The organism is Psychromonas sp. (assembly GCF_983033635.1).
Map to the genome: position 1 here is coordinate 23,968 of NZ_CEZLMY010000008.1, position 25,592 is coordinate 49,559.

The following is a 25,592-nucleotide window of genomic DNA, read 5'->3' on the forward strand; positions in this document are numbered from 1 at the left end:
ACACTGTTATTTTTCAACAGGCATAAAAAAAGCGACTGAGAAGTCGCTTTTTTCACTAAATAAGGTTGGAAATTAACCCATACCCTGTTTTTCAATTTTTTGCCGCTTAAGCTGCCACGCTTACAGTTACACTGTTATTTTTCAACAGGCATAAAAAAAGCGACTGAGAAGTCGCTTTTTTCATTAAATAAGGTTGGAAATTAACCCATACCATATTTTTTCAATTTTTTGCGTAGCGTACCACGGTTAATACCTAGCATTGTTGCTGCACGAGTCTGATTACCACGAGTGTACTGCATAATGATATCTAATAGTGGTGCTTCAACTTCAGATAAAACAAGCTCGTATAATTCAGTTGTATCTTGACCATTAAGTTGTGCCACGTAACCTGAAACAGCCTGACGTACTGAATCTCGAAGTGGTCGTTGAGTTATTTGCCCTGTAGCAGGAATACTGGTTGTTGTTGTAAGTGCTTCTGAAGAAATATTTTGTTCAAACATGGGTATTAACTCTTTAATTACTAATGATTTAAATAATTTTCTAATGTGTTTAATTGCGTAACAGGGCAATCAATCGCATTAAATTGTCGTTTAAAGTAACCTAACTGATCTTGCTCTTTTAAATACCATCCGACATGCTTCCTAGCAATTCGAGGCCCCATTATCTCTCCATAGAATCCATGTAAAGCTTGTACATGGCCTAGAAGAATGGAGCTTATTTCCATTTTTCCCAGAGGAGCAAGCTGCTCACCTGTTTTGAGATAGTGGTTAATTTCATTGAATATCCAAGGGGCACCTTGTGCTCCTCGTCCAATCATAATGGCGTCGGCACCAGTGTAATCAAGCACAAACTTGGCTTTTTCCACTGAAGTGATATCACCATTGGCAATCACAGGGATCGTTACATTTTCTTTAATTGTTTTTATTGTGTCGTATTCAGCAAATCCGTTATACAGACATTGCCTTGTACGACCATGCACAGCGAGTGCTTGGATACCAGATTGTTCTGCAATTTGTGCTATTTCAAGACCATTTCTACTTTCTGGATCCCAGCCAGTGCGAATCTTCAAAGTAACAGGAACATCAACCGCATCAACCACACTTCTTAAAATTGCTTGCACAAGTTTAGGGTGCGGTAATAAAGCTGAACCTGCTTTTTTCTTATTCACCTTTTTGGCTGGACAGCCCATATTAATATCAACAATCTGAGCGCCTTGCTGCACTGTTAACTGTGCAACTTTTGCCATTTCAACAGGCTCTGAGCCTGAAATCTGCACTGATCTAATGCCAGATTCATCATGGTAGTCCATTCTTAACTTAGATTTTTTACTATTCCATACTCGCGGATTAGACGACAGCATTTCAGAAACCGCAAGTCCAGCACCCTGTGAGCGACAAAGCTCACGGAAGGGGCGATCGGTTACCCCTGCCATTGGTGCTAAAATAATGTTGTTATCTAATTGATACTGACCAATGCGCATATAAAATATACAATCTCTCTAACTCAAGGCGGCGTAGTGTACGCATTTTTTGTAAGAGAATAAAGGTTAATAATTAACCATTTTAAAATTATTTAGCTTGCAAATTAATCGATTTTCAGTTTTGTATTATTTATAGGCTTTTTATGCCTGAAAGTCGCGCCCATTCATCTTTAATTGCAGCTTTATCCATTTTGAACCACTGACCATACACTTCAATTAACTCATCAGCTTGTTGTTCCAAAATTCCAGATAAGGCTAATAAACCATTATCTTTAATTAATGCTTCGATACTTGTTGATAATTCACGCAATGGACCGGCAAGAATATTCGCAACTAAGACATCTGCTAAAATACCTTCGGGTAAATCATCTGGTAAGTACAGCTCAAGTTGCTGTGAAACATTATTACGCTGCGCGTTATCACGGCTTGCTGTAATTGCTTGTGGGTCGATATCAATACCGATAACACGTTTTGCACCTAATTTAAGTGCTGCAATGGCTAAAATACCTGAGCCACAGCCAAAATCGATAACTACTTTATCTTGTAAATCCTGACCATCGAGCCATGCTAAACATAATGCAGTGGTTGGATGTGTGCCTGTACCGAATGCAAGGCCAGGATCCAGCATTACATTAACCGCACTTTCATCCGGAACGGGTTTCCAGCTTGGACAGATCCATAAACGTTCACCAAATTTCATGGGATGAAAATTATCCATCCATTCGCGTTCCCAATCTTTATCTTCAAGCGGCTCTATTTTTAGTGCAAAGTTGTCACTTAAAAGTGGGCTTTGTTTTAGCTGCAAAAGTACAGGGGACATATCGGTAGCTGCATCATAAAGCCCAGTTATATCTGTGTCACCCCATAGACGAGTTTCGCCGGGAGCTGGCTCAAAAATCGGCGCATCATGTGAGTCGGTAAAAGTGGCGGATAGGGCGCCACTTTCCATTAATAATTCTCCGATCAGTTCTGCATTTTCTGAAGTCGCATTTAACTTTAATTGTATCCAAGGCATAATTTTCACTCTTAGTCAGTATGATGGCGCAAGAATACAGGGGAAGCGGGTAAGAATATAGCCTTGCATAAACATTAATCGAAGCTGGATAAGTTCGACAAAAATTAAAGATAATTTAATGTGGCTGGCCATTTATGAGCGAAGTAGATTGTAAATTTGCATATAAGGAGTAACACTATCTTGGTATAGAAAGGAACTCTTAATGAATAAAATCGTAATTATCGATGACCATCAGTTATTTCTGCATGGTTTGAAACTAACCTTAGAAAATAACAATAATCAGGTTTGGGTCTTTGCTAACCCGGCTGACGCACTGATTAATATTGAACAATTACAGCCGGATCTGATTTTAATGGATCTTTGCATGCCGGAGATGGATGGTATCTGTTTGTTGGATGAATTGACAAAACGTCAGATTCTATCACCTGTGATTGTACTTTCAGCTTGTGAAGAGTATAAAAACGTTTTAATTGCGCTGCAAAAAGGTGCAATGGGGTTTATTCCCAAATCCTATCTGCCTCAAGAGATGCTGGATGCTTTACAAGATGTATTGATGGGGAATGTTTTTATTCCTAAAGCGATTGAAGAGCAATTGAATTCAATGGTTTTACAAGCTCGAAAAAACAAAGAGCGCTACCGGTTATCTGGGCGGCAATCGCAAATTCTAAAACTAATACACAGTGGCAAAACCAATAGGGAGATAGCGGAACTATTATCTATTTCGCAAGATACGGTTAAGTTTCATCAACGAGGTTTATATCAAGCATTAGATGTGTCCGGGGCGTCAAGCCGCAGCAAAGCGGTAGATAAAGCGATACAAATTGGTTTATTGGAAACGTTCTAATCAAAGCTGTTTTTTATTGTTAACTTAATAGTTGTCGTAACAATAAACGTAATACGGCTGGCCTTATCGGCTTGTGCAGTATTTTATAATTTAATGCATTACCCTTTTTAAGTTTGTCAGGATCCACCTCTCCAGTTAACAATACCGCGGCTAGCTGCTGCTCTTTTTGGGCAATTTCAATCAAATCAATGCCATTTTTATCACCTGGTAACCTGAAATCAGAAATAATAAGGGAAAACCTTTCCTGCTTTAATATTGTTAATGCTTGAGCGTAGGTCTCTGCACAATATAGCTGGTATCCCCAATTTTCGAAGAGCAGTGAAAGTGCGTTTAATATGCTCAGATCATCATCAACAAGTAAAATGTTTTCATTATTTCCTTTGCTTATGCTGTTTTGTGGCATGCTGGCTAAAATTTTATCGCCCTCTTTTACCTTGATAGAAAAACATGATCCCCTATCGGAAGTTTTAACCTTAATTTCAGTTTCTAAAAGGTGGGCTTTACGTTGTGCGATTGATAACCCAAGTCCTAACCATTTGCTTTTATTATGAAGTGGATTTTTACAGTGAGCCGTTTCATCAAACAGCGAGTTCATTTGTTCGCTATCTATTTTTTCACCCTGATCCCATACCTGCAAATTTACTGCACCTTTTAACTTGCGCGCACTCAACAATATCGAGCTGTTTACTGATTGCCTACCGTGAATTAACGCATTACTTAGCAAGGTATCTAAAATATCATTAATTAGCTTACCATCACTATTGATGATCACATCTGTAATTCGCACTCTTAACGTTAAACCTTGCTGCTTTGCTTGATATTGATATTTTTTAATTAATGGGGATATCACAGGCAAAAGATGAATATTTTCAACCTGTGGCTGGATGCTCTTGGAATCCAGGGAGGCAAGGTCGAACAGTGCTGATAGCCAGCAATCTAATTGCTCTGATGATTTTTGCAGGTTTTGTACAATACTATGTTGTGCTGTTTGTTTTAATTGTTTTTCGAGCAGGTGACTATACAAAGATAAACTACTTAAAGGCTGGCGAATATCATGAATGATTTGCTGTAAATACTGTGCACTTTTTTTATTCAGAGCTGCATTGTTGGCTGCGTTTTCTGTTTTTTTGACGAGTGGACGCGCGTTATTTTTGATATGTGCAAAGAGGGTTAAGAAAACTAATGTAGATAAAAAAATTGCATTTAATATAAATACCAGGGGGCTTGTATTGCCGACAACGGCCGTGAAGGTATAACAGATCACAATTGCAATATTGTTGAGTAGTAATAGCTGAAAACTATAAGCAAGTAGATAAGCATAAAAAAGAGGTAATAACAGGGTGAAATAAAGAAAACTATTCTGTGAGGTTTGTGCTTCAAAGTGGCTGTTGATAGTGATAAATAGCGTGCTAAACAAGGTTAAAACAGGCAGTAATAGAAAAATGGTCTTTTCTTTTTTCGTTAATAAGCAATGTACTAAATATGCGCAGAGTAAAATGGCTGAAAATGGAAAAATAAAAGGCAGATTAAAAGCCGCAGGAGGGGCAAAAAAACTGTAACTCTGTAACGAGCCAACACTGTAAAACAATAAAAATGCAGCCAATATAACAATGTTATACAAGCGAAGTGATTGCCACCTTGAAAGTAATATTTTTTTTACCGCTTGTTTATTATTCATAGCTCTATTTTGTGGAAGTGGTTTCGATAAAGTGTAATATTTTAGATAAAAAAAAAGCCTAACAAAGTTAGGCTTGCCTACAATATGTCTCTAATCATTATAAATTTTACAACAACAAAAGTTCATCTAAATGGCATTGAAAGTGGGTTTGCTACTATGCCTTAATTCCTTAAAGCAGGGATAGATTGCCCTATTCTTTTCTCTTGCGTAACTACCCACCCGGGTAGTTTTTGTCAAAACATCACTAAAGAGGTTAATTGAGCGCTTTTGTGTGATCAAGCGCACTCTGCAGGGCGAAAGAGTAACCCTTTGCACCTAAGCCACAAATAACCCCTTGTGCAATATCTGATAAATAAGAGTGGTGACGGAAACTTTCGCGAGCATGCACATTGGAAAGATGGACTTCAATAAAAGGAATATTTACACCTAATAAGGCGTCACGAATGGCGACACTGGTATGAGTGAATGCCGCTGGATTAATTATAATGAAATCAATTTTATTAAATGACTCATGAATTTTTTCAATGAGTTCATATTCCCGGTTTGATTGTAAATGGGTGAGTTCAATATTTGCTTGCAGTGCTTCACTTGTTAAGTCTTGGATAATATCTTCGAGTGTTTGTTTTCCGTAAACCTCGGGCTCACGTTGCCCTAGTAAATTGAGGTTTGGGCCATTTAATACTAACACTTTTATTTTTTGTGACATAAAAAAGATTCCTAGAAACAGTGTGGTTAGGAGTCTATCTGCTCTTCAATAAACTGGCTAGTACTCTCTTTGTTAAATATCTAAAAGCGGACTAATTTCAATCTTTCCTCAAAATTATTTTTCGGCGTTATATCAATAAAAACAGAGGGGTATAATTTAAGTGCTGGAATTTAGGTTTTATCTTCGCTTCTTAAGTTTACTTTTGCATCTTATTTTCTAAACTTAAGGCTGGGTAGGTAACTTTTTTAAATGTTGTTTTGGGTGGAAGTTGCCCCTCTTAATGACTTTCCGGGGGATATGATGTATTCCATTAAGCGAGATAAAGGTTTTGCCGTATTGACATCTGCATTGCTGTTAAGCATTGCGGGCATTGCATTTACTGCAAATATGGCGTCGACGCAATTAATTGATAATCAAATTATTGCTAACTACTACCGTAATAATGAAGCCTTTGTTAATGCCGAATCGGGTGTGAATTTAGTGTTAAGCAAGCTTACAGATGCAGGTATCGCTATCGGGTTACTTTCAACATTATCACCATTATCACCTCATAAATATACAGATAAAGATTACCATTACGAAGTGCAAGTTAATAAAATGAACGGCAATACAATACAGATAATATCTTATGGTCGTTCTATGGATAATAGCGCCCAGCGTACTATCCAATTAGAAGCTAACTATCTGGTTGACTACAATCCACCAAGAGCGCCTGTTTCCAGCAATGGCAAATTAAATATAGATTTCACAGCCAACATTAATGATGGCTGTGAAGGGTTAACTGCAGCGGACTGTCTTTCAGACGGTAATATTTCAGATTATATGATAATAAGTAATCCAGATGGAGATGTTACACCTGATTATGAAGATGCAGGGGATGTTATGTGTTTCGCTGAGGATTCTCTTGAAGCAAACAATATAGACACTCGTGCGTATTATGGTGATGATTCCCCGGATCGAATTGTTGATAATAACAATGATTGGGGAGATGTTCTCGCACCCGAAGGGTCAGTTTTTTTCGGCATGGATTCAGATCATGAGTTAGAACCCGATTCGTTATTCGAAGCGACATTTGGTATTGAACAAAATGAAGACAATATGGCTGCCCTTGAAAATTATGCGTTTCTGGTTGATATGACTATAGATGGGGCAGTAAGTTGCTCTGAGCAATTGAAAAATGTCGGTGATGAAGACAAAGTTATATATATCAAAGGTGATTGTAATATTGACCAATATGATGCATCGCAAAGTAATTCATCAGAAAACAAACGTTTTACCATTGGCACGGTTGACAATCCTAAAATGGTCTTTATTGAAGGAGGCACCTTTGTTAATCAACCCAATACCGGTGCGTCTGTGGTAGGTCTGTTATATTTTTTACCCGGTACAAGTACGCAAGTAGTACTAGGTGAAGATGGATTACCAGTGCTAGATGAAAATGACGTTCCAGTAACAGAAGAAGTAGAAGACTTAAGTGTTGATATGGGCGGGATGCGCGTTAATGGCGCGTTACTAACTGACTATAAGTGCTCGCATGATGGTTACGACAAAACAGATACTAGAGGGACTAAACAACATTTTTCGGCGCGTTATGATATATCGATTCTTAATGATTTGTATAATGAGGCAGGTGGCGCACCAATGGCCAGTGACTACAGTATAAAACCTGGTACTTGGAGGGATTTCTAATGAAAAAATTAATGAAAACGCGAGGTTTCTCATTGGTTGAAATTTTAGTGTCATTACTAGTAGTAAGTTTGGCTGCTGTGAATGTATCCGGCTTACAAAAAATGGTTGCTGAGCAAAATCGCAATAACGTTGCCCATACCGCTGTGATTGAATTAGCCACTGAAAAAATGGAAGATCTGTTAGAAAATGTCGATATTGATGACGTTGATGACCTAAATGGAAAGACGGGAAAAGAGACCTCCCCCGGTTTAGGTTTAACCACTTTTAATTATAAATGGGGGGTTGCAGAATTAGGTGGCGAAGTTGGTGAATATATTCGCGATGTGGAACTACAGATCACCTGGAACGATGCTAAGGGGGACTTACAAACCTTTACTTATTCTGAACAAGTAAATTTAAATACAGAACTTAAGGGGGGAGATGAATGGGATAAACAAGCGATAAATATTATTGTTTCACTGCTTGAAACAAATGATGTGATCTACTTTGAGCCTAAAATGGGATATAAAAAAGGTTCATTTGTTATTTATAACAGTCAATTATATGAGGCTACATCTGTTCATTCAGTTGGTAATGGACATCCGCGCGATGTTGCAGATCCGAATGAAGACACGGGGTGGAAAAATTATGGAAGAATAGATAATCCTGACTTGGCAAGTAATCTAGATTTAGCAACTTTGTTTATCGATTAATTAAATTTTCAACGGCATCTTCATTCATGTGTTATACCATTCTAGGTAAGTAAGTGGTCATTTTAGGCGTAGGAAAAATAAATCATATCAAGGCATGAGTTGCAGTAAATGGTTGTTCCCTTTACAAAACTTATAACGCAGAGATGGTTGATTTTAACCAGCATAAAAGATCAGATATTTATCTAGAGTGGTATGATTGTTAATTATAGTGTTAAATACAAAGGACAGTCTGTTCCATGATTAACAGCCAGTTAACTATTTTACAACAAGCGCAAGCTTATTTAAAAGCAACAACTTCTTCTCAATATACGCAAATTATTCACCCTTTGTTTATCAGCTCTGCTGGTGCACATATGCGCCATATTTTAGATCATTACCGAGCGATAATAACAGGGATGGATGATGGTTTTATCGATTATGATAAACGCAGTCGTGGTGGTGACAGCGAACTAAACCCCAATAGCGCTTTGGCTGAAATAGAACAAATTAAAACATTTTTATTATCGCTTTCAAAGTCCCAGCTTAAAATGGCTATGCAGCTCTCTACGGAAATATCAGTAACTGAAAAACAGGTTGAAGTTGTAAATACAACACTGGCTCGCGAGTTGATTTTTGCGGGCAGTCATGCAATTCATCACTTTGCCATGATAGAGCAAATTGCCAAAGCGCAGAATAAAGCAACACCGCAACAATTCGGTATCGCTCCTGCTACCGCTACATTTTTGCGCAGCGAAAAATGTGCACATTAACTTATCTGTTAACTGACTGTGGCTATGAGCTGTTTTTCAATCGCGATGAACAGCGTACTCGTCAGGTTGCAGAGCCCCCAACTTTAAATCAGAAACTTAATGCAATTTATCCAATCGATCCTGTCGGTCAAGGCAGCTGGCTGGCTGTGCATAACAGTGGCTTATCTTTAGCGTTATTGAATTTTTATCAAGCAGAGCAGGTGCTGACAGAAGGGACGTTTTTAAGTCGTGGGCAGATAATTTTATCGTTATTAAAAGATGCCGATAATGTTATCCCTTTATTAAAAGCAATGGACTTAACACAATACTCAGCTTTTCAACTGTGCATTTTTGAAAAAGACTTATCCAAGTTAAACAACCGAGCCAGAACTTTTCAGTGGAATGGTCTGGCGCTCACTGAGGTAGAAAACACACTGCCGATTACCTCTTCGAGTATTGAATTCCCAGCTGTTTATAAGCATAGGCGAGCGCGTTTTTTGCAAACGGTCGATAGTGATAATCCAACTCGGGAGCAGTTTTTAACTTATCACCGCTCACAAGAAACGCAGGGGAAATTGTCCGTGAAAATGTTTCGAGCCGATGCTTCAACCGTGAGTTTGAGTCATATTGTGGTCGCTGAAACAATTACTTTTACTTATTTTGATTATATAAATAACGGCAAACTAACCACTAAAAGTGAACGTTTACCCTTTTAGTTTTTAACGTTTACAGCCCAACCTTCTGGAAATACAGGAATCAGCATGTTAATTGATAACTTTCAATTTAATAATGCGGTGGCGGCATCTCCTCTTCTTCAGAGGCGAGTTGATTCGGCTCAGCTTCTTTTAACTTTGTAACAAGCAGTGCCACTTGTTCTGTTAACAGTTGTAATTTACGTTGCTGCTCAAATATTTCGTTATTTAAAGTTTCGATATTATCTTCATGAAATGCCACTTTCATCTCTAGTTGCTCGATACGATTTTCTTGCTTCATTATTTTCTCTATTGTTAATTTTCAAGCGCTTCTAGCGGCCAAACCTCTAAAAATCCGGCGGAGCTTTCGCTGGCAATCTTATCACCATCCCATAATGTGGCGGAGTATACTACAGCTGTTTTCGGACGTGTTTCTTTTCTTGGTGTAACCATCCATCTTTGTTGACTTAAACCTGTTTTTACATCCCACAATGTTATCATTTTTGTGCCGTTACCTGTCAGCAGGTGTTTGCCATCATTGATAAAACGTACAGAGGAGAAGATAGATTGACGCGCTGTATAAATCAGCGTGCTTTGCAGTTCCCCTGTTTTTAAATCCCATATCTGTGATGCTTTTTGATTATCGGCGACAAATGCATAACGCCCTTTATCTTCGAATTTGACCATAGAAACGCGGTGATGGAAGTTAAACTCTTGAATGATTTGCGCTGTTTTTGTGTTCCATAAAAAAGCACGATGATCGTTGCCACCCGATAGCGCATAAAGGCCATTGGCCGACAGATCGACACTATTAACCTTTTCAGTATGAACCGGCATCTCTAAACGGCGGCCTGTTTGTAAATCGATATGAACTACTTTGCCATTTACTTGTCCATACAAAACGTATCGCCCATTTGCAGAGATACGGATATCACGAATAGGCGAGTCACTAACTTGATAAAAGCCCAATGATTGTCCTGTTTTGATATCCCAAATAGCAAATTCGCGACGGCTTGCTGATAAAGCATGACTATTGTTGGCAGAAATGCGCACTATATAAATATCATTGCTTTGTGCATTGTGATGTTGCCATTGAAACAATAATTTATTATTACGGTTATCCCAGAGGCTTAAGCCGTGATGAATAGAAGAGATAATTGAGTAATCACCATTTTGAGAAATCTCGGCAGCAAAAGCGCCTTCAACAGCATGTTCGTATTGTTGTAAAGGCTGGTCTGATTGGCTGCAAGAGACCACAAAAATGAGACTCAGCAATATAAAAAGTGATTTAAAAGAGATGTTTAATGACATTTTTGAATTAACTTTTGGTTAAAATTAGCTTTAAGGTTAGTATAAGCTTACAAATTTTGATACCTGATTTTTTTCATTTTAGATGAGAAAATAGTATCGTCGCATGTTTTACCTAATAAATAAGAACAATTTTGGAGTAACAATGAAAAATGTATTTAAAGTTTCTTTATTAGCAGCTGCAGTTGTATTAACAGTAGGTTGTAATGAAAAAAAAGAGCCTGTTGCTACAGCACAAGAAGCTGCAGTAACTTTTGAAAATAACCAAGATAAAGTGGCTTATGCAATCGGCACATCATTTTCTCAGCAGTTTAATACAATGCTTGCTAAACAAGCTGAGTTAGGTATGGAATTAGATAAAGAAGTTGTTATTCAAGGTATCACAGATACATTACGCGGCAGCTCTAAATTAACTGATGAAGATATGATGGAAACGCTTAAAGCCTACGGTGAAGAAGTTAAAGCCGCAGCTGAAAAGCAGATGATTGAAAAAACAGCAAAAGCTGCTGAAGAAGCAAAAGTTTTCTTAGCTGAAAATGCAAAAGTAGAAGGTGTAACTGTTACTGAGTCTGGTTTACAGTACTCAGTAATGACAAAAGCTGACGGTCCTAAACCAAAAGCTGAAGATACAGTAACTGTACATTACGTTGGTACATTAGTAGATGGCACTGAATTTGACAGTTCTGTTAAACGTGGTCAGCCAGCGACATTCCCACTTAACCGTGTAATTCCTGGCTGGACTGAAGGCGTGCAGTTGATGAGTGTTGGTGAAAAATACAAATTCGTTATTCCTGCTGAACTTGCATACGCAGATCAAGGTGCGGGCTCTATCCCTCCTGGTGCAACGCTAATTTTTGAAGTTGAATTATTAGAAATTAAAGCAGCCGAAGCAGCTGAAGCGCCTGTTGCAGGATAATTCAATTTTACCTGTTTTGAAGGTCGCTTAGTGCGGCCTTTTTTTTGCCTGCGATTACTCGCTTAACTCTGCAAGATCTTATTCTTCTCTTTAAAATCAAAACAGCTCCAGATCCGTATAATAATTTCAGTCCCTAGTTTTCTCTGCTCTTTGTTTTTTATTAAATAGTGTATCCTTAGCGCATAAATTAAAGAGGTGAAATATGTGGGATGTAATAATCATAGGTGCGGGTGCATCAGGTTTAATGTGTGCGATTGAAGCAGGTAAACGAGGGCGTAAAGTTTTAGTGCTCGACCATGCAAAACGCGCAGGGCAAAAGATTATTATGAGTGGCGGGGGGCGTTGTAATTTCACTAATTTATATGTTGAACCTGCTAATTACCTGTGTGATAACCCGCATTTTGTAAAGTCAGCACTCAGCCGTTATAACCAATGGGACTTTATCACGCTGGTGGGTAAACATAATATCAGCTGGCACGAACGCGATCACGGGCAACTGTTTTGTGATGACAGCGCTAAACAGATTGTGCAGATGTTATTAGATGAAGCTCGAGATGCGGGCGTAAAAATCCAACTGCAATGTGAAATATTCTCACATACGAAAATAGCCGATCAGCATTTCTCTGTACAAACAAAACTCGGTGATTTTCAGTGTCAGTCACTGGTTGTCGCAACGGGCGGATTATCGCTGCCGAAAATGGGGGCAACACCGCTTGCGTATAAAATTGCGGATCAATACTTACTGCCGGTAAAATCAACACGCGCAGGGTTAGTACCGTTTACTCTGCAGCAAAATCAGAAAGAAAAATTAGCAACGCTTTCAGGTATCAGCTTTCCCGCAACTGCAACTTGCCAGCTAAAAAATGGCGGCAAAAAAGAGAAGACAATTAGTTTTACTGAAGCACTGTTATTCACCCATCGCGGTTTAAGCGGCCCGGTTATCCTGCAAATATCCAACTACTGGCAAGCGGGTGATAAATTAGTTTTAGATCTTTTGCCAAATCAGGATCTATTTGAACTGCTGATAAAAACACAGCAAAACCGTCCTGAACAAGCTTTAAAAACGCTGCTTGCACTGCAGTTACCAAAGCGAGTTATCGAGTGTTTATTAAGTTTGGCAGAAATCGAAAGCTTGCCGCTTAAGCAATATAACGAAAAGCAATTGCAACAGATTGCCGAGCTCTTTCATAACTGGTCGCCACAGATTAATGGTACCGAAGGTTACCGCACGGCAGAGGTAACATTAGGCGGTATTGATACTGATCTTATCTCATCAAAAACCATGCAATGTAAAAATGTAGCGGGTTTGTATTTTATCGGTGAATCATTAGATGTGACGGGCTGGCTAGGCGGCTTTAACTTCCAGTGGGCATGGGCAAGCGGCTGGGCAGCCGGGCAGGACGTTTAGTTTTTTCAGTTTTATTCCTAGCCTATTTGGTTTGTTTGTTGGCTTTCGCTTGTAGCCTATGGTTTAACTTTCATATTTGGTCTTCCGCCCCTGACGGCGTGTTACTTTTTCTCAACAGCAAGAAAAAGTAACCAAAAAGTGCCGTCCGTACGTTTTTTTATCTTGATAAATAAATCCCTTTTTAACGCACCAGTTCGGACCGCACATCCATGTGCGGATCCGAACTTAGTGGAAACGTCCTGTTTCCACTTGCTAAAGGAATTTATTGATCAAGAAAAACGTCAACGGAAGGTAAGACGCCAGCCGAAATATTGGGGTTATATTGGCAAGCTCTCTCAAATTTCACCTCTATTTCAAATAAAGGTGTCTACTAGATCGGATCAACTACATTGTCCAGTTCATTGGCTTGTTATGTGCACCTACACTGCATGTCTTTGTTGATTAACTTGTTATATGAAAATTTAATACGACAATCAAAACCTAACTTTTAATTGGATCATTGATTGCATCATTGAAACCTACAGGCATGGCTTTTGTTTTCCTCATTATCCTATGAGTTCGATTAGTATAGGTAGAATTACACCTTTCAGAACGGTCTAATTCACGCTTCTTGATTTCATCTGAAAGAGCCCAAGCCCATTCGGCATTATATTTAAAAGTGTAGTCCGCCAGTTTAGAGCAAAGCTCAAAATCATCAAATGTTGTAACTCTTTCGCTAGGCTTACCAAGAAAAATCGAACACGCTGACAAGTTCAGCAATAATGCGACACAAACAAATTTTCTCACTGTATTTCCTTTAAATTTACGTACTATGGATACATCTTCTTTCATATAACATCTTATTAGACGGAACAATTCAGTGTTTCCACAAGAAAGACGCCCATCAAATATTTATAATAAAAATGAACCTTACATTTTTATACGGTGTTTATCAAACGCTTATATTTTATAATAGGATTTACCGATTGTAGAAATACGGAACGCCTACGGCACGGTGTAAAGAAACATCTTATTTTTACAATGGAGGGGGTTATGAAGTGGTTTTTTAACGAAAACAATAATCCTATGAACTAGTGGAGATGTCTGATTAGCATTAATCATGATCCCCATCAAAATCACTCTTAATTTATCAGAATGTGATTCTAACTGATCCACAAGCCGCTTAAAGCGTTTACGGTATTTATCCTCTGTTGCTGGTTTTCCTTTATGTCGCTTTGCCATTTCAACAAAGCTCATGCCATCAAAACGATCCAAAAAGCAGTCTATCTTATTGGTATTTAACCCTATTTTTTAAATAATTCATTTAGCTTTTCGATAGTGTCACTTTGCAGAATGCTAATATTCAACTCAGAAGTAAAAATAGTTTGGATGTCTGGAATTATGTTGATTTTTTAGTCGTGACTATACTGATATGTATTAATTTCTCTAATGGATTAGGCTCGATGTGCACGGCAAAAAGTTCATCAAACAAAATGCTTAGCAAAAGTCTTCTTTATTTATCACTTTTCAGTTTCCCTGCAACTGCACTGGCTGATGAAGAGGGCACCCCCTACCAAACCAAAGCGACTAATTCTGCATGGGAAACAAAAGAGATCGATCCTGGTTTTTACGATTCCCCCTATCGAATTTCATTATTTAGCCCTCAAAGTGATGAAGATAATGAACGTTTACGAGACCAAACTTATACTGTTTTTGGATCAGGTTTTGCTGTACTTGGCGTCCTGGCGTTGATGCCGGAATCCGTGACAAAGTGGGATGATAGAGATGACCGCGATGAAAAATTACTAGAAAAGTGGCTCGAAAACGTTAAAGCGGGACCCGTCTGGGATCGTGATTCTTGGCACCTCAATGTTATCGGTCACGGGTATTTTGGTGGTGTTTATTACCAATCGGCACGTAAATCAGGCTACCGACAATGGGATGCATTTTTATACTCTTTCTTAATGTCGACATTATATTGGGAATATGGCATCGAAGCCTTTGCTGAGGTCCCGTCAATTCAAGACATTGTGCTGACCCCCGTCATAGGTTGGGCTTATGGCGAATGGGCGTTTAATACAGAGCGCGAGATTTGGAATAATGGGGGGAAGTTTTTAGATTCACAAACGATGGGTGACGTGTCTTTATTCTTACTTGATCCCGTTGACACCATAGGGCGTAGTGTTAATACTTTTTTAGGCAGAGACTATTTAAAAGCCGGTACGGGATATTTTACTTTCTCACAGGATAAACTGGGCGACGGCGAGGCGGAAGAAACCGTCATTGGCTTTAATGTAAAGTATCTATATGGCACAGATGACAGCCCTGCTTTACCCGGTATTAGTAAAAATCGCCATAAAAACATGAACTATACAACCCGTACGGTTGATCCTGTTGATACTGGTATCATCGGATTTTCCCTTGGGAGGCTTTACGTTGCGCCTGATGAGAGCTGGGCGTTAAAAGATGGCTATGGTTACCAATGGTCACTGGGTTTGTACTTTACTAAGTCACTCTCAGCACGATTAAATTACAGTTATGCAGAGTTAGAAGATAAACAAAGCGATCAAAAGGTAGATTACGAAACCTATGCATTAGATACGCAATATTATTTTAATAGTGATGCGAATTTCCGTCCCTATCTTACTGCGGGTTTCGGTGAGTTGATGTTTAAAAAATCACGCGATCACAAAACATTTCAAATTAATGGTGGCGTCGGTTTGCATTACAAAATTCATAATAATTGGGCTGTGCAAGTTGATTGGCGTAACATCTATACGACAAAATTGCACACCAATGAACAGCAAATTAGCAGTAGTATTTTATACCGTTTTGGTAAAGGCGAATAGTCGCTATAATGACACCATGCGCCAGTGGGGTCAGGTATTTACTTTTAACTGTCAATGAATTTGAGCCAATTTTTAGTATACCAATTGGCTCTTCATTAACAGAGCTGCTTAATAGCTCAGGCGACAACTACCTTGAATAACGCTGCCATATATGCCCGGCCTTTTGTTTTCTCATATAGAAAAATATGAAATTTAAAGGCGTTTACAGTGCTTCTTCTGCTTGATGTTGTTCAACACGGTTCCTGCCATTACGCTTGGCTAAGTAAAGTGCTGCATCGGCTTCTGAAATTATTTCTTCTAAGGATTTGTTTCTACTTAAAAAAGAAATTCCAATACTGACTGTTACCGGGATTTCATGTTTTCCAGAAAAGATTGGCGACTTATTAACACACTCACGAAGACGTTCACAAACCTGTCGTGTTTGCTGCTCAGTGGTGTTAGGTAAGATCAGTGCAAATTCTTCTCCACCGTATCGGCATAAGCTGTCAAATGTGCGCAGCGTATCTTGTAAACGGACTGCCAGCTCTTTTAAAACATCATCACCAGTTTGGTGTCCATAGGTATCGTTAATTAATTTAAATTTATCAGCATCAATCATTGCTATGCCGAGACCCCAGTTTAAACGACGGCAGCGAGAGGCATCCTGCACTAACTGATCTAGAAAAAACTTGCGATTGAACAGCCCTGTTAAATGATCATGAGTGCTAATTTCCTGCAGATCTAAGGCCTGCTCTGTGACATTTTCGAGTAGTCGTTGAGTAACCGCTATTTCTGTCACATCATAAATGGCAATGCCAACAGCAATGGCGGCGTTTTCACTGTCTTTAACCGGAAAGTAAGAGCAGTTCTGATACATAAAATCGACATCGTCGATTGAATATTGAGTACTGGGCAGTTTTAGCAGGTAGGGTCTATGCTCCCAGGAAGTGACGGCTTGATTATTAAGAACTAAAGTTGATCTGATTTTTTTATTTAGCCATGCTTCATTCACATCAGGAAAAAAGCTGGTTAGCTTGCGATTAATAATTTCCGCCGATTTTATATGACTATGCAGCTCCATAAAACGGTTCCAGAATATGACATTCATACGCCTGTCTAGGATAATAAAACCGATACTTGATAGTTCTTGCAGGAGCTTGGAAAACTCAGTGAACTGTTCTTCGTTTCCCATCAAAGCAACCTTTGTAAAGCATTGTGCAAGTTTTCTAAACTACTTATTTTAAGCGAAATAATATTGTCACAATACAAATTGATATCTTTAATAAAAAACTTAATCTCGAATAATAGAGTCTGATGTGTCTCTTGATTTTTTTGTTTAAAGAAAAAATCTTTTAATTCTGCATTGGGGGTGTTGAAAGCAACGATTGAAGGGTTGGTAAGTTCAATATCTAGCTCAAGCTGCTCCGCCAATCCTGAAAGACAGGCACTGTTTACCGCATTTGACACATCCAGTAACATCTCTTTCTGGCGTCTTTCATCAATAGCATCATACTCCTCATATCCAAGGATACTCACTAAATCAGAAAAGTTGTGACCGCCAATAATAAATGTTGAACGCCCTTCAATTTCGCCGATAAAAGATTGCTGGATAATATTGACAATCGGATTGCCAGCTTCAAATTTCAAGGCTAAGGCATCTAGCTTATCCGCATCCACCATCGCTACATTGGGTACATTCAGTGTAACCCTGTGTTCAAATACCTCTGATAGCTTGGCACCAGCTCTACCCATTCCTATATTTGCAAGTTCCTTTAGCGCATCGATCTGATAAGCAGTAAATTCTTGTTCAGTAGTCATCAAATCACCTCATGATGTTGCAGCATGGCAAGCAAAGTATCTGTTTTAATTGGTTTAGGTAAAAAATCTACCGCTCCACGCTCTTTGGCTATCTGCTTTGAGCTCTCTTGAATATCAGCCGAAATTATAAACACTCGAGAACGATAGTTGCGCTTATTAAGCTCTAATAAGACATCTAGGCCGTCAATATCGGGCATGGTCAGATCTAAAAAAATAACATCAAACTGCATGAGTTGACAAACTTCCAACGCTTCTTCACCGCAAATTACTTCAGTAACGTCAACGTCCCAGTCGCTGGGCAGCACTCGTTTTATCATATTCCGGGAAAAGGTTGAATCATCAACAATTAACAAAGACGTGGTCATTGTTTTCCTCTTATTTGGTAGTATTTATGCTTGTTGGTTATCCTTGGCTAATTAACTTTAAGTTAGCTATCGATTCCATTGCCGCATAAATCTGGTGTTATTGCACACTGTAATAATTTGATTTTCCCAATTATTTATATAGTGCAAACAAATCAAAGCAAAAATATATAGGCTATGCGTTTATGGGTCAATAACTTGCACAATTCAATATGACACGGGTCACGAGAGGTTGTTCTAAATGAGTGAAGCTCAATATTTTTAAAAAATTACTTAAGAAGTTTAAAGAGTACATTTTATGTTTGCTCCCGCTTCAGTGTGTTTATTATTCTAAATCCCTGCTGATGCTTTTTTGGAGCGGCAGGTTAAGAGCTGATCTCTGATTTTAACTGCGCCTGGTATTGTTGTTTAAATTTAAGAAATTTTGGGGTTATCACCATTGAACAGTAACCTTGAGTCGGATTATTAAGATAGTAACCTTGATGATAATCCTCGGCCGGATAGAAAGTTGTCAATTCAGTAACAGTGGTTTTAATCGTATCCTGATAAACATCCGCATCAGAAAGGCTTTTAATAAACTCTTCAGCCAGCAGTTTTTGTTGATGGTTGTGATAGAAAATAACTGAGCGATACTGTCTGCCAATATCATTGCCTTGCCGGTTGAGTTGCGTCGCGTCATGTAAGCTGAAAAACAGAGTTAGCAGCGTCTGATAATTGATCTTCGTATCATCAAATATGATTTGTACCGCTTCCGCATGTTCGCTGCTGCCTGTGCAAATATCCTGATAAGTTGGAGACTCAGTTACACCACCGGTATAACCGGAAACTGCACTTTTCACGCCGGTTAATGAGTTAAATGCCGCTTCGATACACCAAAAACAGCCTCCTGCAAATGTCGCTGTTGAAATTGCCATCTTGTACCTCATCAAAAATTTAATATTACCTGGTTAACTATAGTGCAAGGGAGTGGGGTTATATTTACCCTTAACTCCAGGCTTTTCTCTTATCTTTACCTATCTTTACCTAACTCGCCTTATATGCGTTGCAAAGTTTCAATATAATAAGCATTAATAACAATACTAATAACAATACTAATAACACCTGTTCCATTAAATTTTATTTCCAGGCTGCTTAAAACGATCTCTGCTGCGATATTAATCCTGTAATTAGAACAATTAGTTACTGCCGTTAATAGCTTGCTGCCAGGCGTTTTTCCTGCGCCTGCAATAGAGCGTTTAGTCAGTGGATTTGGTATAACAGATGGAACGCAAATAATGAGCAAACATATTTTTCTGGTGGCATTTTTAACTCTGACTTCTGCTATTTCGAGTTACAGCTCTGTCGCCGTTGCAAAAGGCAAAACAGCGCAGCGTGTTGTGACGGTTTACACGGACACAGTGCGCTACCATAAGGTATCACAAACCCTTGCTCTTATCGGAAAATTGCAGTCAGATCAGTTTGTCAGTATTGCGCCGGAGGTGGCGGGTAAAGTTAAGAAAATTAATGTAGTGGCCAATCAAAAAGTAAAAACGGGGCAGTTGCTGGTGCAGCTTGATGATAATAAAGCGCAGGCGGCGTTATTGGAAGCGAACGCTTATTTGTCGGATGAAAAACGTAAACTGAAAGAGTATGCCACCTTAGTTAAAAAAAATGCCATCACCAAAACTCAGCTAGATGCTCAGTCCGCGTTTGTTGAAATTGCCCAGGCAAGATTAATGGCCGCTAAAGCACAAGTGCAGGAGCATAAGTTAAGTGCGCCGTTCTCAGGCACAATCGGTTTAATCGATTTCAGTTTAGGTAAGATGGTCTCCAGTGGCACTGAGCTGTTAACCTTAGATGATCTCTCTAGCATGCAGTTGGATTTACAGGTGCCGGAGCGTTATCTCTCCATGTTATCTATCGGCATGAAAGTCACTGCTAAAAGTAGCGCATGGCCAAGTGCTGTTTTTAGCGGGCAAGTGATTGCTATCGATTCAAGAATTAACCCTGAAACTTTAAACCTGCGTGTGCGTGTTAAATTCAATAATCCCCAAAACAGATTAAAACCGGGCATGATGATGTCGGCAACCATGGCATTTCCAGCTATTAACGAACCTATTATTCCGGTGCAGGCTTTAGAATATTCCGGTAGCAAACGTTTTGTTTATATTGTCAATGAGTCAGGTATTACAAAACGAAGCGAAGTGATTTTAGGTGCGCGTATTGCTGATCAGGTTTTGATTGAAGAAGGAGTTAATGTAGGGGATAAAATAGTGGTGCAAGGTTTGGTCAATATGAAAGATGGTTTAAAAGTTAAAGATCTTGCCGGCGTTACAAGCGACACTAAGGAGAGCAATTAAATGTGGCTTTCCGATACCTCGGTTAAACGTCCGGTTGTTGCTATTGTGCTTAGTTTGCTGCTTTGTGTTTTTGGCAGTGTTGCTTTTAATAAATTGTCGGTCAGAGAGATGCCCGATGTAGAAAGCCCTGTTGTGACTGTTATGACGCGTTATGAAGGCGCGGCCGCTACTATTATGGAAGGCCAGGTAACCTCGGTGTTAGAAGAGCAAATTACCGGTATTAGTGGCATTGATGAAATCACCTCGGTGACACGTAACGGCATGTCGCGGATAACGGTTACTTTTGATTTAGGCTGGAATTTAACCGAAGGTGTGAGTGATGTGCGGGATGCGGTCGCCAAAGCGCAACGTTCACTTCCGGATCAGGCTGACGATCCGATTGTTGCTAAAAATAACGGCTCAGGTGAAGCCTCGCTGTATATTAATTTAAATTCGTCGCAAATGGATCGTACGCAGTTAACCGATTATGCGCAGCGGGTATTACAAGACCGCTTCAGTTTGATTTCCGGTGTCAGTTCGGTGGATATCTCCGGTGGTTTATATCAGGTCATGTATGTCAAACTTTTCCCTGATTTAATGGCCGGTAGAGGAGTGACCAGTAGTGATATTGTAGCGGCACTTAAAGCGGAAAATGTTGAAAACCCTGCTGGTGAAGTACGTAACGATACCACTGTGATGTCGGTCAGAACGGCGCGTTTGTATTATAAACCTCAAGATTTTGAATACTTAGTGGTGCGCACAGCCAGCGATGGCTCGCCCGTGTATTTAAAAGATGTCGCTCAGGTTTATGTCGGTGCTGAAAATGAAAGCTCATCGTTTAAAAGTGATGGGGTGGTTAATATCAGTTTGGGTATTATTGCACAATCGGATGCCAACCCGTTGGAGGTTGCTAACGCTGTCCATAAAGAAGTACAAAAAATTCAAAAGTTCCTGCCTGATGGCGCGCGGTTAGCGGTTGATTATGACTCGACGGTATTTATCGCACAATCCATCAAGGAAGTTTACAGCACCCTGTTTATTACTGGTGGTTTGGTTATTCTGGTGCTCTATCTCTTTATTGGTCAGGTCCGTGCGACTTTAATCCCTGCGATTACAGTGCCTGTTTCACTTGTTTCTTCATTTATTGCGGCATATTATTTTGGTTTTTCGATTAATTTAATCACCTTGATGGCGCTGATTTTATCAATTGGTCTGGTGGTCGATGATGCCATTGTGGTGGTCGAGAATATATTCCATCATATTGAAAAAGGTGAAACTCCCTTGGTAGCGGCTTATAAAGGTACTCGAGAGGTGGGATTTGCGGTTATTGCTACCACCTTGGTATTAGTGATGGTCTTTTTACCTATCTCATTTATGGACGGTATGGTTGGTTTGTTATTTACTGAGTTTTCGGTATTGCTTGCCATGTCGGTGATTTTCTCTTCGCTGGTTGCCTTAACGCTCACGCCCGTGCTGGCCAGTAAAATATTAAGAGGTAATGACAAAACGACGCGATTTACGCAAATGATGGAATCCCTGTTTGCCCGTTTAGAAGCTTTTTACCGTCAAGTACTTATTAAAGCGATTAAATTACGAGTGCTGGCACCCTTGGTTATTTTAGGCTGTATCGGCGCAAGTTTTTACCTGATGCAGCTGGTGCCGTCGCAACTTGCCCCAAAAGAAGATCGGGGCGTATTGTTTGCCTTTATTAAAGGCGCAGAGGGCACCAGTTATAACCGTATGAATGTCAATATGGATATCGTTGAACAGCGAATTTTACCGCTATTGGGACAAGGGGTGATTAAATCCTTCAGCACACAAGCACCCGCTTTTGGCGGTAATGCGGGGGATCAAACTGGTTTTGTAATTATGGTGCTGGAAGATTGGGATAAGCGCAGTGTTAATGCGCAACAAGCCTTGGCCTTAATAACTGAAGCCTTAAAAGATATTCCCGATGTTATGGTGCGGCCTTTAATGCCAGGTTTTAGAGGCGGCTCTGGTGATCCTGTGCAGTTTGTACTGGGTGGCTCTGATTACAGTGAACTGCAAAAGTGGGCGCAGTTATTACAGCAAGAAGCACAAGCGGCTGGCATCTTAGTTGCTGGCGATCTTGATTATTCTGAAAAAACACCAGAGCTGCTGGTTACGATCGATCAGGAACGGGCCGCTGAATTAGGCATTAGCGTGACAGAAGTCTCTACGACCTTAGAGATTATGCTCGGCGGTCGCAGCGAAACAACCTACATTGATCGTGGTGAAGAATATGATGTTTACCTTCGTGGTGATGAACGTAACTTTAATAATGTCTCGGACCTGAGTCAGATTTATATGCGTTCGCAAACGGGTGAACTGATAACACTCGATACCATTACCCATATTGAAGAGGTGGCTTCTGCACACCGACTTTCGCATAATAATAAACAGAAATCGATCACCTTAAGCGGCAGTGTCGCCCCCGGTTTCACTTTAGGGGAAGTATTAGATTTCTTAGATGCGAAATCGATTGAGTTACTGCCGGGTGATATCTCTGTTGATTACTCCGGGGAGTCGAAAGAATATAAAGAGAACCAAAGCAGTGTGCTGATTGTATTTGCTTTGGCGTTGCTGGTTGCTTATTTGGTACTGGCAGCTCAATTTGAAAGCTTTATTAACCCGCTGGTGGTGATGTTTACTGTGCCGATGGGCGTGTTAGGTGGTTTTTTAGGTTTGTATTTTATGCAGCAGGGTTTAAATATTTACAGTCAGATAGGCATGATTATGTTAATTGGTATGGTCACCAAGAATGGTATTTTAATTGTGGAGTTTGCCAACCAGCTGCGCGATCGCGGTATCGCGCTTGAGCAAGCTATTATTGATGCCTCGGCAAGACGGTTACGTCCTATTTTAATGACTGCGTTTACCACTTTGGCGGGGGCAATTCCGCTTATTTTATCAAGTGGTGCGGGTTCTGAAAGCCGTATTGCCGTTGGTACCGTCGTGTTCTTTGGCATGGGGGTTGCGACCTTAGTGACACTGCTGGTGATTCCTGCTATGTACCGACTGATTTCCGGCAAGACTCACTCACCCGGTTTTGTTGAGGCTCAATTACAAAAAGAGCTCGATAACGCACAAATGATTAAATGAGAAAGAGAGAGCCGTGAGCGGAACTGCTCTTGCCTTTTGCCTTGAGAAGCAAAAGTAAAGAGCAGATCTTTGTTTGGTGCTAGGTTATTACTTCGTTTTAAACTGGCTGACGTGCGACTCCAGTTGGTCAGATAATTCCTGCAGTGATTGAGCATGTTTTCCAGCTTCTGCAGAAGCCTCTTTAGCTTCATTCGCCCCAGTCTGAATTTCCACTACATTACGGTTTATCTCTTCTGCAACCAGATGTTGCTCCTCAGCCGATGTTGCAATCTGAGTGGTCATATCGCGAATTTTTTTGACTGACAGTTGGATCGATTCAAAAATTTCCTCGGTTGAGGCGGTATGCTCGGCTGTCTGTTTGGAATGGACCATACTGCTGGATAATTTACTGGTTACGGCATCGGTTCGATGACGCAAACTGGTTAGCCGTTTATCTATCTCCTGTGTTGATTCCGCAGTGCGACCAGCAAGTGTTCGAACTTCATCTGCGACAACTGCAAAGCCTCGTCCTTGCTCTCCTGCTCGGGCTGCTTCAATCGCTGCATTTAGGGCCAGTAGGTTAGTTTGTTCCGCAATACCCCTGATCGTATCTAGAATAACGGTTATATTGCTTGATTCCTCTGCCAGCTCTGCCATAGCATCGTTAGACTCAGCCAGTATGTTTTCAAGTGAAGCAACAGCTTCTACGGTTCCTTGAATTAAACCTCGCCCCTGTTCAACTTGCTGATCTCCATTATCAGCGGCAGATGCGGCTTCGGTACAATTTAAGGCAACTTCATTAGCCGTTGCTACCATCTCATGAAAAGCGGTTGTAACTTGATCAATTGATGCTAACTGATTATGAGCAACGACATCAACTGCAGATGATGCACTGCGTGCTTTTGTGGAAATACTGTTCATCTCTTGGCTGGTGGATGTCACTTTAGTGACAATTTGATAAATATTGCTAATGAAGGTATTAAATGCACTCGCCATCTCGCCTGATTCATCCTGTGATTTTATTTCAAGCCGGCGGGTTAGATCGCCCTCTCCTGATGCTATATCCTGCAATCCTTCGGTGATGGCATTCATTGGTTTGGTGATCATACCTGCTAAAATGAAGCCCGCGATAATAAATATGAGCAGCAGTACGCTACTAATGATAAGCATCTTGGTGGTCATACTATTTGCTTGTGCATAAACTTCATCTTCAACGACAAGCCCGATAAATTTCCAGCCGAGGCTCGGTGACACGTAAACATTGGCAAACCACTCTTTGCCATCCAGCTGGATTGGGTGCAAACCTTGTTCAATATTTGCTAATTGACTATAAGCTCCACCTAGTGAATTCAACTGCTTAAAATTGTGATCTGGATTGCTTGGATCCGCGAGAATATTGCCAGTATCTTCAACCAAAATGACATAACCAGACTCAGCAAAGGTGATTTTTTTCACCATTTCGGTTAATTTTAATAAAGTCACGTCTACACCTATGGTACCAAATGCACCATCTACCCCTTCAAAGCGCTGCAGATAATCAAGCAATGGTGCTCCGGTATTACTGTCTGCATAAGCTGGTACGCGAACGGGGGTGGTTGAATTGATTGAGCTGGTATACCAAGGTCGTGCGCGAGGATCATATTCATTGGCACTTTTACCCATTGGCCATTGAATATAACCACCATGATCCATGCCTAGGTAGACATAGGCAAGATCCGGTTTTGCTTCCCCTAAGGCAGCCATCAGCTCAAACGCTGCCGCTTCTACGGCAGAATTCTCCGGCGGCGTCATTTGACGGGAAGGTTGACCGACATAACTGGTTACTGATTTATCCAGTTGACGGGTCTGCATCACATTAGCTAAGAATTTAGCATCCTCTGCAAGGCCGTTTAGATAAAGAGTAAAGGCCGTATCAACATGGGCAATTTCCGAGGAGCTTGAATGCTGAAAAGACAGAACGGCATTATCACGAATACTCTTGATAGCTACGCCGGATAAAATCAGCACTGGAAAGAGAACACTTGCGACG

Annotated in this window: 24 protein-coding genes; 10 read left to right on the plus strand and 14 right to left on the minus strand. The window is 40.1% G+C overall.

The genetic code is table 11. The features are described from left to right. Positions 1-200: 200 nt before the first annotated feature. From fis to prmA, 3 genes are all read right to left on the minus strand, one after another. Complete coding sequence (gene fis / locus AC4GME_RS02060) at positions 201-500, minus strand: DNA-binding transcriptional regulator Fis (protein ID WP_019616283.1); 300 nt, start codon at positions 498-500, stop codon at positions 201-203. 20 nt (positions 501-520) lie between these two features. After that, complete coding sequence (gene dusB, locus AC4GME_RS02065) at positions 521-1,480, minus strand: tRNA dihydrouridine synthase DusB (protein ID WP_490377991.1); 960 nt, start codon at positions 1,478-1,480, stop codon at positions 521-523. 130 nt (positions 1,481-1,610) lie between these two features. After that, positions 1,611-2,495: a 50S ribosomal protein L11 methyltransferase gene (gene prmA / locus AC4GME_RS02070; RefSeq protein ID WP_490377990.1), complete on the minus strand. Its 885-nt coding sequence runs from the start codon at positions 2,493-2,495 to the stop codon at positions 1,611-1,613. A 202-nt stretch (positions 2,496-2,697) separates the two neighbouring features. On the opposite strand from prmA, the gene AC4GME_RS02075 reads away from it, so the two are divergent. Continuing rightward, a complete protein-coding gene (locus tag AC4GME_RS02075; protein ID WP_490377989.1) occupies positions 2,698-3,339 on the plus strand; it encodes a response regulator transcription factor in 642 nt (213 codons plus the stop codon). 19 nt (positions 3,340-3,358) lie between these two features. On the opposite strand, the gene AC4GME_RS02080 is transcribed toward AC4GME_RS02075, so the two are convergent. Then, complete coding sequence (locus AC4GME_RS02080; protein ID WP_490378956.1) at positions 3,359-5,017, minus strand: hybrid sensor histidine kinase/response regulator; 1,659 nt, start codon at positions 5,015-5,017, stop codon at positions 3,359-3,361. Positions 5,018-5,270: 253 nt separating this feature from the next. Next, entirely contained in the window at positions 5,271-5,723 is a 453-nt protein-coding gene (gene aroQ, locus AC4GME_RS02085) for a type II 3-dehydroquinate dehydratase (protein WP_490377987.1), read from the minus strand. A 249-nt stretch (positions 5,724-5,972) separates the two neighbouring features. On the opposite strand from aroQ, the gene AC4GME_RS02090 reads away from it, so the two are divergent. The 4 genes from AC4GME_RS02090 (at position 5,973) to AC4GME_RS02105 (ending at position 9,548) form a co-directional block, all read left to right on the plus strand. Then, a complete protein-coding gene (locus tag AC4GME_RS02090; RefSeq protein ID WP_490378957.1) occupies positions 5,973-7,412 on the plus strand; it encodes a hypothetical protein in 1,440 nt (479 codons plus the stop codon). Next, positions 7,412-8,104, plus strand: coding sequence for a prepilin-type N-terminal cleavage/methylation domain-containing protein (locus tag AC4GME_RS02095; RefSeq protein WP_490378958.1), 693 nt, complete (start codon positions 7,412-7,414; stop codon positions 8,102-8,104). Before AC4GME_RS02090 ends, AC4GME_RS02095 begins: the two co-directional genes overlap by 1 nt. Before the next feature lie 236 nt (positions 8,105-8,340). Further along, positions 8,341-8,853, plus strand: a complete 513-nt coding sequence (locus AC4GME_RS02100; RefSeq protein WP_490378959.1) for a hypothetical protein — start codon at positions 8,341-8,343, stop codon at positions 8,851-8,853. Beyond that, positions 8,841-9,548, plus strand: a complete 708-nt coding sequence (locus AC4GME_RS02105) for an NRDE family protein (RefSeq protein ID WP_490378960.1) — start codon at positions 8,841-8,843, stop codon at positions 9,546-9,548. The genes AC4GME_RS02100 and AC4GME_RS02105 overlap by 13 nt, the downstream gene beginning before the upstream one ends. 67 nt (positions 9,549-9,615) lie before the next feature. Here AC4GME_RS02105 and AC4GME_RS02110 read toward each other — a convergent pair whose 3' ends face one another. Then, a complete protein-coding gene (locus AC4GME_RS02110) occupies positions 9,616-9,825 on the minus strand; it encodes a SlyX family protein (protein WP_490378648.1) in 210 nt (69 codons plus the stop codon). Between the two features lie 14 nt (positions 9,826-9,839). Next, entirely contained in the window at positions 9,840-10,835 is a 996-nt protein-coding gene (locus AC4GME_RS02115) for a WD40 repeat domain-containing protein (protein WP_490378961.1), read from the minus strand. A 142-nt stretch (positions 10,836-10,977) separates the two neighbouring features. Here AC4GME_RS02115 and fkpA point away from each other — a divergent pair, with 142 nt between their 5' ends. Beyond that, positions 10,978-11,748 carry an FKBP-type peptidyl-prolyl cis-trans isomerase gene (gene fkpA / locus AC4GME_RS02120; RefSeq protein WP_490378650.1) on the plus strand — a complete coding sequence of 257 codons (771 nt, stop codon included), beginning with the start codon at positions 10,978-10,980 and terminating at the stop codon, positions 11,746-11,748. Positions 11,749-11,950: 202 nt separating this feature from the next. Further along, positions 11,951-13,156: a BaiN/RdsA family NAD(P)/FAD-dependent oxidoreductase gene (locus AC4GME_RS02125; protein WP_490378962.1), complete on the plus strand. Its 1,206-nt coding sequence runs from the start codon at positions 11,951-11,953 to the stop codon at positions 13,154-13,156. A 480-nt stretch (positions 13,157-13,636) separates the two neighbouring features. On the opposite strand, the gene AC4GME_RS02130 is transcribed toward AC4GME_RS02125, so the two are convergent. Both AC4GME_RS02130 and AC4GME_RS02135 read right to left on the minus strand, forming a co-directional pair. Further along, positions 13,637-13,987 (minus strand): hypothetical protein, encoded by a 351-nt coding sequence (locus AC4GME_RS02130; protein WP_490378963.1) that lies wholly within the window; start codon positions 13,985-13,987, stop codon positions 13,637-13,639. Positions 13,988-14,140: 153 nt separating this feature from the next. Further along, on the minus strand, positions 14,141-14,410 hold the full coding sequence (locus AC4GME_RS02135) for a hypothetical protein (protein WP_490378964.1): 270 nt from the start codon (positions 14,408-14,410) through the stop codon (positions 14,141-14,143). 188 nt (positions 14,411-14,598) lie between these two features. Between AC4GME_RS02135 and AC4GME_RS02140 the strand changes: the two genes are divergently transcribed. Next, entirely contained in the window at positions 14,599-15,984 is a 1,386-nt protein-coding gene (locus AC4GME_RS02140) for a DUF3943 domain-containing protein (protein ID WP_490378965.1), read from the plus strand. 202 nt (positions 15,985-16,186) lie between these two features. Here AC4GME_RS02140 and AC4GME_RS02145 read toward each other — a convergent pair whose 3' ends face one another. The 4 genes from AC4GME_RS02145 to msrA all read right to left on the minus strand — a co-directional run bounded on the left by AC4GME_RS02145 (position 16,187) and on the right by msrA (position 19,057). Continuing rightward, entirely contained in the window at positions 16,187-17,155 is a 969-nt protein-coding gene (locus tag AC4GME_RS02145) for a sensor domain-containing diguanylate cyclase (RefSeq protein WP_490378966.1), read from the minus strand. Next, entirely contained in the window at positions 17,155-17,781 is a 627-nt protein-coding gene (locus tag AC4GME_RS02150) for a chemotaxis protein CheC (RefSeq protein WP_490376026.1), read from the minus strand. Before AC4GME_RS02150 ends, AC4GME_RS02145 begins: the two co-directional genes overlap by 1 nt. After that, the gene (locus AC4GME_RS02155) at positions 17,781-18,146 is read right to left on the minus strand and encodes a response regulator (RefSeq protein ID WP_490376027.1); all 366 of its coding nucleotides are present in this window, start codon (positions 18,144-18,146) and stop codon (positions 17,781-17,783) included. The genes AC4GME_RS02150 and AC4GME_RS02155 overlap by 1 nt, the downstream gene beginning before the upstream one ends. Before the next feature lie 362 nt (positions 18,147-18,508). Beyond that, positions 18,509-19,057, minus strand: coding sequence for a peptide-methionine (S)-S-oxide reductase MsrA (msrA, locus tag AC4GME_RS02160; protein ID WP_490376028.1), 549 nt, complete (start codon positions 19,055-19,057; stop codon positions 18,509-18,511). Positions 19,058-19,417: 360 nt separating this feature from the next. On the opposite strand from msrA, the gene AC4GME_RS02165 reads away from it, so the two are divergent. Beyond that, positions 19,418-20,482, plus strand: coding sequence for an efflux RND transporter periplasmic adaptor subunit (locus AC4GME_RS02165; RefSeq protein ID WP_490376029.1), 1,065 nt, complete (start codon positions 19,418-19,420; stop codon positions 20,480-20,482). Beyond that, positions 20,483-23,584 carry a multidrug efflux RND transporter permease subunit gene (locus tag AC4GME_RS02170; RefSeq protein WP_490376030.1) on the plus strand — a complete coding sequence of 1,034 codons (3,102 nt, stop codon included), beginning with the start codon at positions 20,483-20,485 and terminating at the stop codon, positions 23,582-23,584. A gap of 87 nt (positions 23,585-23,671) precedes the next feature. On the opposite strand, the gene AC4GME_RS02175 is transcribed toward AC4GME_RS02170, so the two are convergent. Beyond that, positions 23,672-25,592 (minus strand): methyl-accepting chemotaxis protein (locus tag AC4GME_RS02175; protein WP_490378967.1); only part of this gene is annotated, 1,921 nt, incomplete at its 5' end.

Coding starts and splice junctions, on each gene's coding strand:
- fis (WP_019616283.1), bottom strand. CDS start 500: ATGTTTGAACAAAATATTTCTTCAGAAGCACTTACAACAACAACCAGT.
- dusB (WP_490377991.1), bottom strand. CDS start 1,480: ATGCGCATTGGTCAGTATCAATTAGATAACAACATTATTTTAGCACCA.
- prmA (WP_490377990.1), bottom strand. CDS start 2,495: ATGCCTTGGATACAATTAAAGTTAAATGCGACTTCAGAAAATGCAGAA.
- AC4GME_RS02075 (WP_490377989.1), top strand. CDS start 2,698: ATGAATAAAATCGTAATTATCGATGACCATCAGTTATTTCTGCATGGT.
- AC4GME_RS02080 (WP_490378956.1), bottom strand. CDS start 5,017: ATGAATAATAAACAAGCGGTAAAAAAAATATTACTTTCAAGGTGGCAA.
- aroQ (WP_490377987.1), bottom strand. CDS start 5,723: ATGTCACAAAAAATAAAAGTGTTAGTATTAAATGGCCCAAACCTCAAT.
- AC4GME_RS02090 (WP_490378957.1), top strand. CDS start 5,973: ATGTTGTTTTGGGTGGAAGTTGCCCCTCTTAATGACTTTCCGGGGGAT.
- AC4GME_RS02095 (WP_490378958.1), top strand. CDS start 7,412: ATGAAAAAATTAATGAAAACGCGAGGTTTCTCATTGGTTGAAATTTTA.
- AC4GME_RS02100 (WP_490378959.1), top strand. CDS start 8,341: ATGATTAACAGCCAGTTAACTATTTTACAACAAGCGCAAGCTTATTTA.
- AC4GME_RS02105 (WP_490378960.1), top strand. CDS start 8,841: ATGTGCACATTAACTTATCTGTTAACTGACTGTGGCTATGAGCTGTTT.
- AC4GME_RS02110 (WP_490378648.1), bottom strand. CDS start 9,825: ATGAAGCAAGAAAATCGTATCGAGCAACTAGAGATGAAAGTGGCATTT.
- AC4GME_RS02115 (WP_490378961.1), bottom strand. CDS start 10,835: ATGTCATTAAACATCTCTTTTAAATCACTTTTTATATTGCTGAGTCTC.
- fkpA (WP_490378650.1), top strand. CDS start 10,978: ATGAAAAATGTATTTAAAGTTTCTTTATTAGCAGCTGCAGTTGTATTA.
- AC4GME_RS02125 (WP_490378962.1), top strand. CDS start 11,951: ATGTGGGATGTAATAATCATAGGTGCGGGTGCATCAGGTTTAATGTGT.
- AC4GME_RS02130 (WP_490378963.1), bottom strand. CDS start 13,987: ATGAAAGAAGATGTATCCATAGTACGTAAATTTAAAGGAAATACAGTG.
- AC4GME_RS02140 (WP_490378965.1), top strand. CDS start 14,599: ATGTGCACGGCAAAAAGTTCATCAAACAAAATGCTTAGCAAAAGTCTT.
- AC4GME_RS02145 (WP_490378966.1), bottom strand. CDS start 17,155: ATGGGAAACGAAGAACAGTTCACTGAGTTTTCCAAGCTCCTGCAAGAA.
- AC4GME_RS02150 (WP_490376026.1), bottom strand. CDS start 17,781: ATGACTACTGAACAAGAATTTACTGCTTATCAGATCGATGCGCTAAAG.
- AC4GME_RS02155 (WP_490376027.1), bottom strand. CDS start 18,146: ATGACCACGTCTTTGTTAATTGTTGATGATTCAACCTTTTCCCGGAAT.
- msrA (WP_490376028.1), bottom strand. CDS start 19,057: ATGGCAATTTCAACAGCGACATTTGCAGGAGGCTGTTTTTGGTGTATC.
- AC4GME_RS02165 (WP_490376029.1), top strand. CDS start 19,418: ATGAGCAAACATATTTTTCTGGTGGCATTTTTAACTCTGACTTCTGCT.
- AC4GME_RS02170 (WP_490376030.1), top strand. CDS start 20,483: ATGTGGCTTTCCGATACCTCGGTTAAACGTCCGGTTGTTGCTATTGTG.